We start from the raw sequence: 12,298 nt of genomic DNA, 5'->3' as shown, positions 1-12,298 counted from the left end.
GGGGGGGGGGGGGGGGGGGGCACGCGGAGGGGGGGCGGGGGCGGGGGCGCATCCACTGGCGGTGGAGGCGGGGGCGCATCCACTGGCGGTGGAGGCGGCGGCACATCCGCTGGCGGTGGAGGCGGCGGCGCACCACCATCCAGGGCACTGGCACCCGTATCTGTCGGAATTTCGGCCAATGTTGAACTCACATCACCGCCGATCATGGCCGGGGCAATGCGGTCTTCGAGTTTTTCAGCCTTGGACGCCACCACCTTCTTTTTATCTTTTACCATCGTCATGGCAATACTCCACTGACATGCACAGACAGAAGCGGACTTTCAAGCATGAAAATCCTCCGAACGCCCTGCGAACGAGAAAGAGAGGAATTTTTTACGGAAAAACCCCGTCTCCCCGATTCGCAACCAGGCATCCACATTCCATCGTTTCATCGGTTACCCAATAACCCAGGCAACCATCGCAGATTGTATGAAAGACGACGAGGCCCTGACCAACGGGCCATGGAAGAGCGTGGCATCAAAGAAAGTGCGAGGGAAAAAACACCATGACTTCAACCCTCTTCATCTCAACCAGCACAGGCAGAAAAAACACACCCCGACAACGGAGGACAACGGCTTCTTAAAGCGCCTTCGGTCCCAGGAAAGCACCTTTCTTCAGAAAAGTACAGAAAAAAAACGGCTTCGCTTGAAATTTTATCGGGTTTATATGTTAACATATTGAATTTACTATTTTTATATTCCAGAAACAGGATGACACGATGCCGGAAGATAGAGATTCAATCCGGCAAAAACCGCATGGCCAAACCATTGGGCATGACACGCACGACCTGGCAGGAAAGCTCCAGAACTTCCCCCTGAACATCCTGAACCAGAAAGGCATTTTGTCCGAGAAAGGCGTTACGGGCCGGATCGCCGGTCACCAGAGAAAAACCAGTCGTACTGAAGTCCACGGCCCTCCCGATCAAGAATTGGCCGTTGGCAAAACGGAGGGTCAATTCCTTGTCATAGGGAACACGAAGGGCAGCACGGGCGTGAGTCTTTTGGCTGAACGTTGGAATCTTGGCACCTTGATCAGGATTTTTTGACACGGGACGAACCTCCACTCAGAGTCGGAACAAACACGAGCGTGTCAAAGACCGGGACAGGAGTCCAGGATGAAACGGGCCGGTTTCGGCAGAAGAACAGGGAACAATCATCTTGAAACAAAAAATTCAATATGGATTTGGTTTGGCGCGGATGTCGCAGGCATCGCGTTCGTGCCACCATGCGCGGACAAGATCCTCGGGTATGGCCAACTCCTTGGCCAAAGCGCGAATGGAGAGAAAGGCACGCAGTTCTTCTTCGTCGGGATCGATGAAGGGCCAGAACCAGTTGTTGGGTTGGGCTTGGCCATTTTTGATCATGGAGAGTTCCTTTTGCTGGGCGGCAGGTCGGGTACGTGGAGCATGTTCAGCAATATTCATGCCAAAAAAACATTGCTGATCCTGACCTTCCGGGTCCCCTGAGACACCGCTTCCTCTCTTTCATTCACTCTCCAGATCGGGCCAATGCGCACCCATGCGTACATGGCCGAGGTCCGGCAATTCAATGACTTTACTGAAATTCATCTCAACGACGCCAATATTATTCAGAAGATAGGCCTGCAAGGTATCCAGATTTCCCGGTGGCGCACTCCGCATCTCCTGCCATGCATCCCCTTCCCGGGTAAAAGCCACCTTGGCACGGACAACACCATCAATCTCTTCCACGACCAGTATATCATAAAATATTTTTATTTCCGTATCATATCCCAGATGCGTCAAAAGTTCGGGAGTGAACAGGGTGTGTTTGGCAGGAGGCAACCCCACCTGCTGCAACAGTGTCGCATGGGGAAAAACATGGTGAGTGGCCAGACGGTCCACACGGATGCCATAGGCCGGAATCTTGACCTCCTTGTCGGCAAGAATTCCGGTCAGCCCCAACTTGTCCAACTGGGTTGGAGAAAGACGATGCTCGTAGGCCGGAAGCAGAACGGGGTGTGGTTTTCCCTGATCCAGACCAAATTTTTGCACCCGCGCCGCGATCAGACGGAGACTCCCCCGACTGGTCAACTTTTCCAGGGTCATCCCCCCTTCCGCCCGGATCACGTCGAGGGAAAAACGCTGCGACATCAGGGTGGGAATCAAGTCGGCCCGTTCCAACTGCTCTATGGTAATCCAGTGACGAACGGACTCCAGGACGATCATCTGATCTTCCACCTGGAGACTGTTTTTATGCAAATCGATACGGCAACGCTGCAGGGCAGCATCCAGATTTTCCTGGATTCCGGCCTTTTCCCAGACAAGACGAACCTCCCGGAGAGAAAGACCACCCTGACGGCGTGCCTTGTCCACCTGGAATGAACCCAGAATGTCGCGAGTCAACCCGAGAGAATCCAATTCCGGCAACGTCAATACGGCCAGAGGCTTCAGCAGTTTGATTTCCCGTGCCTTGGTGAAACCTTTTCTCTCGATTTCCCGAGGCAGGGCCACATTGAAACCCCGGCTCAACAATCTGGGATTGTCACGACGGTATTGCTGGTACCAGGTGGCGAAGATGCGCGGATTGAAATGCCCCATCCGGGCATCGCTGACCATGATGATCAACACCTTGAAGGGTCCGATACGCTTTTTATAGGAGCGAATTTCTTCAAGGGCGGCCACCATGTCCACGATGGATGCCTGTTGCACGGTCTCGACGGCCTCCGGCCCCATGTCGCGCAGCTTTTGGGCCATGTCCAGACCGTATTGCCGCAACAAAGCCTCGCGAAACAGGGTCAGCCCACCGTACCCCTTGCCAGGAACTGAGGCATACCATTCGTGATGGAGCAGGGCGGTACAGGCCGCGAGCGAAATATCATTCGGATCGTATAAAAGCTGAAAGCCAAACAGGGCGTGAAGCTGCATTTCCTGCCATTGTTTTGGATTCAAGGCCTCAGGCCAGTTCAGGGTTTTCAGGCTGACCCGGGTCTTGCCAATATCATGCTGCACAATGGCCATCACCCGATTGATCGTTTCCACCTCACTCAACCCCATGCTCTTGGCCAGAACCATTTCGTTGAGACCGGTAATGATGCTGTGATTGCCGCTGCCAGGATGGTGTTGTTGCAGTTCGTTGAGACGTTGCACGGCCATAGGGGTAAAATTATGAAAAACCATTTCCATGTTGCGCCGCACGGTGGACTGAAAATTCCGGAATTCCTCATGATTGCGCAAAATTTCGATGGCCGTCATTGCCAATAAATCTTCGTGTATAAGAATCTTTTCAATGACATCAAACGCCTTCTCCATCTGCGCAGCCGCCTGAGTCAGTGTCTTGATGCCCACCGGCTGGGCCAGAATCCGGGAAACAAACCCCTTGACCGCCAGCTCTTTCAGTCGATCCGCTACCCCGGGAGAAATTTTTTCCCCTTTGCGATACAGCCACCCGCCATGACCGTTCGGAATATCCTGCGCCAGTTCCATCCCCTTGTTCAAAAGGACAAAATGGTCAGGCTGCAACGGATCATAAAGTTTGGCCGGGTTGCTCTCTTCGAGTTTTTCCATGCTGGGCTTATTCCAGGCAGAAATTGTCAACACTCTCCGTCAAGCAAGGTACTCCGTACCGACACTGGAAGGAAGTCGTTTTTTTAAAACGATGCCCTTCCGTTACCAGATTCTTCAGACCCGTCATCAGCAAATTCAAATTAATGAATATAAAATGAAAATTCTATTTCATTCACCGGGAAACGTGTACCGGATTCTCTGTTTCCCTGGGTAAATTGTATCGTGATACAGATATGTCCAATACAGATATGTCTCAACACTGTGTCAACACCGGACACCGAAAAATAATCCTACGTGTAATCATTTGAATATTAACAATAAATAAGATTGGCATACGGTATGCAGAATAGAAAGCCAACAAGAGAGCTTTCGAGTGGCTCCACGGATGCGTCGCATCGGTGGGTCGCAGGAGCGGACTTGTTTTTTAAGGGAGTGTGGAGAGGCCCCCCCCGATTTCCTCTCCACGTTGCTCCTTTGTGTGGGTGGTTCCCCCCGAGCCAACCACATAGCGGATGACGGGTCTTCCCCCCCCCCCCGACATCCCGTCATCCGCAGAATTTGCCGGGCCGGTCCAAAGTTTGGGACCGGCCCGTTTTTTTTTCTGTCCTTCTGTCCTTCTCCTCTCCTCCTTCTGCCCTTCCCCTCTCCCATTCAATTTTACCCTTTGATCCGTTCAACGCGAAAAATCCCCGGCAAGGTTGCAATATTTTTCTGAATCTGGAGCAAATGCCCCCCATCCCGGACCTCCACCTCCAGGAGCAATTCACACGGCTCCCGATCCCGATCCCGGAAACGCGCTTCCAGAATACTCCCCTTGGCTTCGGCCACCACCTCTGAGGTCTTGGCCAGCACATGCCTTGCCGAAGAAACCATGACCCGCAGACGGGCCACATGATGGCAGCCGTCTACAGTCGGCCATTCCAGATTTTCAATCCACCGTTCCGGCTCTTTTTCGAAGGTGTGCAGGGATGGACAATCCCGGGTATGAATGGTGATTCCACGCCCGGTGGTCACAATGCCAACAATGGGATCCCCGGGAACCGGTCCACAACACCGGGCTGCATGGAGGGCCATATCGGTCAAGGCACCCGCGAGGGACATGCCTTTTTCCCCACCCCCCTTGCGCTCGAACCCAACCCCCTTTTCCACCCCGGCCAATCGTGAGCTGCGGGCCGTGGCCTCGGGAAACATGCGGTGCAAGACCACGGTTGGCGACAGGCGCGTTGCCCCGACCTGAAACAACAACTCCTCAACACCCGCCAGTTCAAATGCCTCCGCACCCCGCTGCAATGCCTTGTCGGTCAGGATCAGACCGTGACCCATCTTGCGTACTTCCCGTTCCAGCATGTCACGTCCCATGGCGACCAGTGGACCACGTTCCTGCTCCTTGATCCACCGACCAATACAATATTTTGCCTTGCCGCTGACCACGAACTGCAACCAGTTTCGATTGGGATGCGACTCCTTGCCGGTGAGAATTTCCACGGTATCCCCGGTCTGCAACGGGGTTCGCAACGGCATGATCCGGCCATTGATCTTGCAACCCTGACACCGATTTCCCACTCCGGTATGCACGGCATAGGCAAAATCCACCGGCGTAGCCCCTCGCGGCAATGTGATGATCTTGCCCAGCGGGGTGAACAGGTAGATTTCATCCGGAAAAAGATCAATCTTGACATTTTCCAGAAACTGTTCCGGATCATCGGCATTTTGATGCACCTTGAGCAGTTTTTGCAGCCACGCATAGCCGGTGACGCCCACGCCCTTGCTGCCACCCAGGCCACTGCTCTTGTAATACCAATGCGCCGCAACGCCCCCCTCGGCCATCTGGTGCATCTCCTCGGTCCGAATCTGGATTTCGATGCGATTGCCAAAAGGTCCGATACAGGCGGTATGCAGGGACTGGTAACCGTTGCTCTTCGGCAGCGCGATATAATCCTTGAATCGCCCGGGAATGGGCACCAGTTCCCCATGGATCATGCCCAGGGCACGATAACAATCGACCTTGTTTTCCACCACGATGCGATAGGCAATCAAATCGTGCAGATCATCCAGTGTGGTGCCTTTGCGCTGCAATTTGCACCAGACTGAATAAGGATGTTTTTCCCGCCCGGACACCTGCCCCTTGATGTCGTATTCAACCAGGCGATTTTCGATGATGGAGACCACTTTGCGGACCACATCCGCCCCACCCTTGCGACGTTTTTGCAGAAGATCCTGCAATTCCGCGAAAATGGCCGGTTCACGCAGTCGAAAAGCCAGATCTTCCATCTGATTTTTGAGCCAATAGATTCCCAGACGATGCGCAATGGGGGCATCAATCCCCAACACTTCGCCGGCGACCCGCTCAACCAGGGGGGAATCCGGCGGTATCTGGTTGGCGACCATGGTGCGCAATTGTTGGAGACTCAATGCCAGACGGATCAGCACCACCCGTATATCCCGCGCCAGGGCCAGGATCATTTTGCGATAATCTTCGGCCTGGGCTTCCGGTCGGCTCCGACTCGACAACTGCCCGATCCGGGTGGTCCCTTCCACCAGAAATGCCACCGCAGATCCGAACTCGCTGCGTACCTGCTCCAGGGTCACAGCCGCCGAGACAACCCCATCCACGAGCATGCCTGCCGTGACCGAGACCATATCCAGACCCAGATCGGTCAAAATTTCCGCCACTTCCAGGGGATAATAAGGAACATGACCAGCCGTGGCGGAATTTTTGCGCCCGGGAAGCCCGGCCAAAAAAACCCGCACCCGCTCCAAGACCCCAACATCCACTTCCGGATGGTAGTCCCGAATGCGCTCAATCAGTTCCGGCCATTGTAGCAACGCGCCATCTCTCCCCTGGCGTGAATCCTTGTCAGGCTCGGATTTCCCGAACTGTCCAGATTTTCTGAATCAAAAACCTCGCCATGATCACGCAAACCGCATTTTTACTTTATCCGACATCATGTTTATTTCAGTATCATCATGAAAATATCAGATCCACAATCAACCTGGCAACGGCGAGAGGGCAGAAGAAGAATACTTCTTGAGCGCTTCCCGTAACTGCCGCTTCTCCTCCTCGGTCAATTCACGATTTAAACTTTCTTTTGCCATATACAACAACTTGCCATCAATTTTTTTCGGCAACATACCTGTTCCCGGCAATAATCTCTTCTGTTCAGATGTCAGACCATTTAAAAAACGTTCAGCAACAACAGCCAAATGAGAGGGCATTTCTTTCAGTGGATGCGCATTGGAAATTTCGTCACCATCACCTGACTTGGAAATGAATTGCGTCAATTCATCTTCGGATAAATATACTTTGACATCCACTTCGGCCTTGAGAAACGGAGATGTCGCTTCGGCAGGCCCAATGGACAGCAGATAAACCCGAATACCGAGACTTTGGGCAGCCAGAACACCCGGAGTCAAATCGGCATCACCGGAGACCAGGATTGCATCGGAAATGGCTTTGTTCTGAGCCAGACTGATCATGTCGGCAATAATCAGACCATCCACAGCCTTCTGGTCACCCACAAAGTTTCGAGTTCCAAGACGGAGTTTAAAATCATCCAGCGCTTCCACAGATTCATGATCGGACGATTTCCCATGACTTCCCGGTCCATCATACCAATACACACGCAGTAAATCAGCTTCGGTAAACAGTTTCCTGACTTGTTCCAAAATCACCATTCTTAAAGAATCATAATTTATCTCAACCTGACAACGGGATACTTTTTTCCCATAAACACAATAACCTGCCTGGACCCAAAAATAACCGGCATCAACAAAAACTGCGACACGGCGCACGACGCCCCTCCCGAACAGACAATCTGGGAAGGGTGCAAAAGCACCCTTCCCTAAATAGAGACGCCTTTGGGGCATCGAGTAGGCACGAATGGCGACCTGCACCACTCGGGCCTTCGTTGTAACATGACCACGCCACGATTGCAAACTTATCTGACATCTCATTCCAACAAGTGGTGTGTTCCATCAGCCCGACATCACTCTTCCACAACCGGTTCCACTTCGGCATCATTGGCGGCTGGCAGATCGGTAATGTTTTCTTCACGGATACCGGCCAGCCGAGTCTCTTCATCCATCAGTGCCCGGGCATCCAGATCGATCTCCTCTTCGGGAAGCTCCAGATCCTCTTCCACTGGAATTTCATGATAAAGCGCCTGAATATCAATACTGTTTTCTCCAATTTCACGCAGGGCGAGAACCGTGTTCTTGTCATTGTCCAGCGGAACCGTACATTCCGCTCCTTTGGTCAATTGCCGTGCCCGCCGTGCCGCCAATATCACCAGTTCAAACCGATTGGGTACATTTTGAATGCAATCATCAACTGTCACACGCGCCATGAATATCAACTCCCTTTGTCACTGTTTACCTGCAAAATGGTGCCACATGCAGCCATCCATCTTTACACCTGTTTTTCAAATGTAGCCAAAATATTCTGGATACCCGGGGCCATGCGCGACTTTCGGCATCGTTCCGCCCGCACAATGCCCACCAGATCCGCCTGTGCCTGACCCAGATCGTCATTGATCAACAGATAATCAAAATCCTGCCAATGCGAAATGGCCTCTCCAGCCGCCTGCATGCGTTTTTGAATCACGCTCCTGTCATCCAGACCCCGCCCAATCAGGCGCGCTTCCAGGGAGGCATGGGAGGGAGGAAAAATGGCCACGGAAACGACCTCCATGGGTACATTTCCCTTGCGGACCTGTTCTGTCACCTGCCGGGCTCCCTGCCAATCGATGTCGAGCAGCAGGTCCTTGCCTTCGGCGCGGGTCCGGGCCACAAAATCCCGTGCCGTCCCATAAAAATTGCCGAACACTTCAGCCCACTCCAAAAAATCTCCCCGGTCACGGCGCTGTTCGAAGGTGGCTCGATCCACAAAAAAATAGTCCACGCCATCCTGTTCTCCAGAGCGGGGCTGCCGGGTGGTGGTGGAGACCGAAAAACGCAACCCCTCCAGATGCGTGGTCAGGTGGCGCAACAGGGTGGTTTTTCCTGCCCCGGATGGGGCCGAAACAATGAGGATGAAGGGCTGGTGATGCGGCATGATGAACTCCTTCTGGAGTGTATCATTCGAGATTTTGAATCTGCTCCCGTAATTTTTCCACAGCGACTTTCATGTCCACACCCAGACGGGTCAATTGACTGTCCTGGGATTTGGCCGTGAGGGTATTGGCTTCTCGGTGCAGTTCCTGGCACAAAAAATCCAGGCGACGTCCGACAACGCCCTCCTGACCCAGGATACCCTTCATTTCCTGCAAATGAACCCGCAGGCGATCCAGTTCTTCCGCCACGTCCATGCGATGCAGATAGAAGACAATCTCCTGGGAGACGCGGGTTGGTTCCGCTCCGGTGGCCCCCAACTCCGCCAATCTTTGCCGCAGGCGTGTTTCCATCTCCTGCCGCAGGGTGGGCAAGCGTGTTTCCACCTGGGCAACCAGGTGTTCCAGATCCGTCAATTGTTTTTGCAACAGCTCTGTCAGGAGCATGCCTTCCCGTTTCCGGGTCGCCGCAAGCTCATGGGCAGTTTTTTCCAGGAGATCCAATAACATTTCCTGGTTGGCCGGCAGCATGGGATCCAGTGACCCGGTCTCTTCGGCCTCGCGCACCAGTCCAGGCCAGGCGAGCAGCCGGCCAACATCCAGACCCCCTGTTCGTTCTCCTGGCAGGCGGAGTTGCAAATCTTTTTCCAGGGCCAGCAACCCACGCAGCAGAACATCATCCAGGATCCATGTCCTGTTCTGCCCGGCTTCCTGCCGGAGCGTCAGGGAACACTCGAGACTGCCTCGCGAAAACAACGCCTGCAAACGTTTGCGCACCATCCCCTCCAGGATGCCCAGACTTTCCGGTAAACGGAAGTGGATTTCCAGATGGCGATGATTGACGGATTTCAATTGCCAGACAATCTTCAGGTTCCCTGTGAGCGTTTCCAGACGGGAATATCCGGTCATGCTTTGCGGCATTGTTTCTCCCTGTTCTGCCAGCACCCAAACCTTTTGAAAACAGAAAAGGGGCGCAGCCACATGTGCGCCCCCCTTCCCCGACTACAGTGCCAAGCCGGCCTTGCGTTGCCACGCTCAAGGGTGGTTCACTTGACAGTTGGCCTGCCTGTGTGTTGCCACTCTTCAGAGGTGGAGCATTTGGCAGATGGCCTGCCCATGCAACCTGTCTCAGCCGTGGATGGCCTGATATTTGGCCATCAGCTCTTCCTTGGTCTCTTCATGGTCGGGATCCGCGACGATGCATTCGACCGGGCAAACCGCGACACATTGCGGTTCATCAAATGCCCCTTCACATTCGGTACACAGATCGGGATGAATGTAATAAATATCCGAATCCACGTCCGAGCCATCGGTGATGGCCTCATTGGGACATTCCGGCAGGCACACATCGCAATTGGTGCAATCTTCACTGATCATCATCGCCATTATCGTTTCCTCCAATACGGGATCAATCCCACGGGTCATCCATTTTCGCTTGTTAACAGACTTGCCGGCGCTTGGCAAGCATCTCTATTGGCCAACAGCGATTTCTTTGCAACATTTGACCTTCCTGCACCATAACTAGGGAAACAACGCCACCTGGTCAAGTCCTTCTGTTTCAGGACGGCCCATCATCAGATTGAAATTTTGTATGGCCTGCCCGGCGGCACCCTTGACAAGATTGTCAATGGCTGAAAAGACCATCAACCAGCCGGTACGTTTATCCACGGTTACGCCTATATGGCAATAGTTGGAACCGCGGACATCGCTGGTGGCCGGCAGCTCTCCTTCCGGCAGGATACGCACGAACGGCTCCTGCTCATAGCGCCAAGCCAGCAGCTCCCGAACACTGGCCGCACTCCGATCCCCGCGCAGACGCACATAGCAGGTGGACAATATTCCCCGGGACTGGGGCAGAAGATGGGGCGTAAAGCGAATCTGCATGGGACGCCCGGCATAGCCGGAGAGTTCCTGTTCCATTTCGGCGATATGCCGATGCCCTGTCACCTTGTAGGGACGAAACCCATCCTGCAACTCCGCCAACAGATTGCCCTGCTGTGCCGCACGACCTGCGCCGCTGACCCCGGATTTGCTGTCGATGATGATGCCACCCGCCTCGATGGCATCCGCCTCCAGCAACGGCCCGAGAGCCAACAGAACTGAAGTCGGATAGCAACCGGGGTTGGCCACCAGTCTGGCGCGTCTGGTTGGATTGCGGTGGCGTTCGGGGAGGCCGTAGACCGCTTCGCCGAGCAAATCGGCAGCCTTGTGTTCCGCTCCGTACCACTCCCGAAAAACCTTGGCATCGCGCAAACGAAAATCCGCCGACAGGTCCACGACCCGACACCCTTGTCCCAGGAGCTGGGGAATCACGTCCATGGAGGCCAGGTGTGGCATGGCGCAAAAGACGATCTGGCACTCCACGGCCACCCGGTTTGGCACCAGTTTCTGACACACCAGGTTGCCGGCACTGCGCAAATGGGGAAAGGCATCTGTCAAAGGGCGTTCCGCATACCGTTCCGAGGTTACCCAGGTGATGCGTGCAGCTGGATGCCGGGCCAGGAGACGTACCAACTCTCCGCCTGTATACCCGGTGGCCCCCAATATTCCGACCGAAATTTTTTCCATGGCAGACTCATCATCATGAAAGCAAAAAGGGGAGCAAGCCGCTCCCCCTTGGTCAATCACTCACCATCCGATGACAGACCGACGCAACTGTCACCAGCCTTGCCCACAGCCACACCTGTCCCACAATCGTGACCATCCACGGTACGTGGATCACGTTACCGTTTGGAGAACTGTGTACTCTTGCGGGCTTTGTGTTTGCCGTATTTTTTCCGTTCCACGGCCCGCGAGTCACGGGTGAGGAAGCCGGCTTTTTTGAGTGAGCCGCGAAAGCTCGGATCAAAGACGATCAGGGCACGTGAAATCCCATGCTTGATGGCACCGGCCTGGCCGGAGATTCCCCCGCCACACACATTGACGTACACATCGAAGTTGTCTTGTGACTGTGTGGCGACGAAGGGTTGCCGCACGATCATGCGCAAAACGGGGCGGGCGAAGTAGTCGTCGAGTTTCAGCTTGTTGACGACGATCTGGCCGTTACCTGGTTTGATCCACACTCTGGCTACGGCCTCTTTACGCCGACCGGTTCCATATTTGGCATCCGTCAATGACATGGCCTGATGCTCCCTGCGTTATCGACTCAGTTTGAGTTCAACCGGTTTTTGCGAGGCATGGGGGTGTTCCCCGCCTTTGTACACTTTCAGTTTCAGGAACATTTTCCGGCCCATTTTGGTTTTGGGCAGCATGCCGCGGACGGCCCGTTCCACGACCCGTTCCGGGAAGCGGCCGGTGAGTTCCTTGCCGGCGGTGATGCTTTTGATGCCACCGATGTAGCCGGTATGCCAATGGTAGACCTTATCGGCCATCTTGTGGCCGGTGAGCCGCACTTTTTCCGCATTGACGACGATGATGAAATCACCGGTATCCATGCTGGGTGTAAAGATGGGTTTGTGTTTGCCGCGCAGGCGGTTTGCCACTTCCGTGGCGAGGCGGCCGAGGACGACCCCGTCGCCGTCAATCACGAACCATTTGCGCTCGATATCCTTGGGTGTTGCCGTAAAGGTTTTCACTGCCCGCTCCATCGTGCATGTAAAAAGCCGGAAGGACGCTGTGGACCCCTCCGGCTTTTGATTAACTTCCTGGCAGTGACCTACTTTCCCACACCTTAAGATGCAGTATCATC

At 54.2% G+C, this 12,298-nt stretch carries 13 protein-coding genes; all 13 read right to left on the bottom strand.

Annotated elements, in window-relative coordinates:
• Window positions 1-281, bottom strand: a 281-nt coding sequence (locus tag HQL65_18015; protein ID MBF0138132.1) for a hypothetical protein, incomplete at its 3' end; no start/stop codon positions are given.
• A gap of 494 nt (window positions 282-775) precedes the next feature.
• Window positions 776-1,087 carry a PilZ domain-containing protein gene (locus tag HQL65_18010; GenBank protein MBF0138131.1) on the bottom strand — a complete coding sequence of 104 codons (312 nt, stop codon included), beginning with the start codon at window positions 1,085-1,087 and terminating at the stop codon, window positions 776-778.
• A 123-nt stretch (window positions 1,088-1,210) separates the two neighbouring features.
• On the bottom strand, window positions 1,211-1,462 hold the full coding sequence (locus HQL65_18005) for a hypothetical protein (protein MBF0138130.1): 252 nt from the start codon (window positions 1,460-1,462) through the stop codon (window positions 1,211-1,213).
• 60 nt (window positions 1,463-1,522) lie between these two features.
• Window positions 1,523-3,562 carry a hypothetical protein gene (locus tag HQL65_18000; protein MBF0138129.1) on the bottom strand — a complete coding sequence of 680 codons (2,040 nt, stop codon included), beginning with the start codon at window positions 3,560-3,562 and terminating at the stop codon, window positions 1,523-1,525.
• A 657-nt stretch (window positions 3,563-4,219) separates the two neighbouring features.
• Window positions 4,220-6,388, bottom strand: coding sequence for a bifunctional (p)ppGpp synthetase/guanosine-3',5'-bis(diphosphate) 3'-pyrophosphohydrolase (locus tag HQL65_17995; protein MBF0138128.1), 2,169 nt, complete (start codon window positions 6,386-6,388; stop codon window positions 4,220-4,222).
• A 162-nt stretch (window positions 6,389-6,550) separates the two neighbouring features.
• The gene (locus HQL65_17990) at window positions 6,551-7,354 is read right to left on the bottom strand and encodes an NYN domain-containing protein (GenBank protein MBF0138127.1); all 804 of its coding nucleotides are present in this window, start codon (window positions 7,352-7,354) and stop codon (window positions 6,551-6,553) included.
• Window positions 7,355-7,548: 194 nt separating this feature from the next.
• Window positions 7,549-7,908, bottom strand: coding sequence for a DNA-directed RNA polymerase subunit omega (locus HQL65_17985; protein MBF0138126.1), 360 nt, complete (start codon window positions 7,906-7,908; stop codon window positions 7,549-7,551).
• 62 nt (window positions 7,909-7,970) lie between these two features.
• Window positions 7,971-8,615: a guanylate kinase gene (gmk, locus tag HQL65_17980; GenBank protein ID MBF0138125.1), complete on the bottom strand. Its 645-nt coding sequence runs from the start codon at window positions 8,613-8,615 to the stop codon at window positions 7,971-7,973.
• A 22-nt stretch (window positions 8,616-8,637) separates the two neighbouring features.
• The gene (locus HQL65_17975; GenBank protein ID MBF0138124.1) at window positions 8,638-9,531 is read right to left on the bottom strand and encodes a YicC family protein; all 894 of its coding nucleotides are present in this window, start codon (window positions 9,529-9,531) and stop codon (window positions 8,638-8,640) included.
• 207 nt (window positions 9,532-9,738) lie between these two features.
• Window positions 9,739-9,996, bottom strand: coding sequence for a YfhL family 4Fe-4S dicluster ferredoxin (locus tag HQL65_17970; protein MBF0138123.1), 258 nt, complete (start codon window positions 9,994-9,996; stop codon window positions 9,739-9,741).
• A 135-nt stretch (window positions 9,997-10,131) separates the two neighbouring features.
• A complete protein-coding gene (locus HQL65_17965) occupies window positions 10,132-11,178 on the bottom strand; it encodes an N-acetyl-gamma-glutamyl-phosphate reductase (protein ID MBF0138122.1) in 1,047 nt (348 codons plus the stop codon).
• Between the two features lie 155 nt (window positions 11,179-11,333).
• Window positions 11,334-11,723 (bottom strand): 30S ribosomal protein S9, encoded by a 390-nt coding sequence (rpsI, locus tag HQL65_17960; protein MBF0138121.1) that lies wholly within the window; start codon window positions 11,721-11,723, stop codon window positions 11,334-11,336.
• Window positions 11,724-11,747: 24 nt separating this feature from the next.
• Window positions 11,748-12,197, bottom strand: coding sequence for a 50S ribosomal protein L13 (rplM, locus tag HQL65_17955; protein ID MBF0138120.1), 450 nt, complete (start codon window positions 12,195-12,197; stop codon window positions 11,748-11,750).
• Window positions 12,198-12,298: the final 101 nt, after the last annotated feature.

Source organism: Magnetococcales bacterium (genome assembly GCA_015228935.1).
Lineage (GTDB): Bacteria > Pseudomonadota > Magnetococcia > Magnetococcales > DC0425bin3 > HA3dbin3.
Note: the sequence above shows the minus strand (reverse complement) of the source record. Positions and strands in the feature narration are given on the sequence as shown.

Coding starts and splice junctions, on each gene's coding strand:
- HQL65_18005 (MBF0138130.1), bottom strand. CDS start 1,462: ATGAATATTGCTGAACATGCTCCACGTACCCGACCTGCCGCCCAGCAA.
- HQL65_18000 (MBF0138129.1), bottom strand. CDS start 3,562: ATGGAAAAACTCGAAGAGAGCAACCCGGCCAAACTTTATGATCCGTTG.
- HQL65_17985 (MBF0138126.1), bottom strand. CDS start 7,908: ATGGCGCGTGTGACAGTTGATGATTGCATTCAAAATGTACCCAATCGG.
- gmk (MBF0138125.1), bottom strand. CDS start 8,615: ATGCCGCATCACCAGCCCTTCATCCTCATTGTTTCGGCCCCATCCGGG.
- HQL65_17975 (MBF0138124.1), bottom strand. CDS start 9,531: ATGCCGCAAAGCATGACCGGATATTCCCGTCTGGAAACGCTCACAGGG.
- HQL65_17970 (MBF0138123.1), bottom strand. CDS start 9,996: ATGGCGATGATGATCAGTGAAGATTGCACCAATTGCGATGTGTGCCTG.
- HQL65_17965 (MBF0138122.1), bottom strand. CDS start 11,178: ATGGAAAAAATTTCGGTCGGAATATTGGGGGCCACCGGGTATACAGGC.
- rplM (MBF0138120.1), bottom strand. CDS start 12,197: ATGGAGCGGGCAGTGAAAACCTTTACGGCAACACCCAAGGATATCGAG.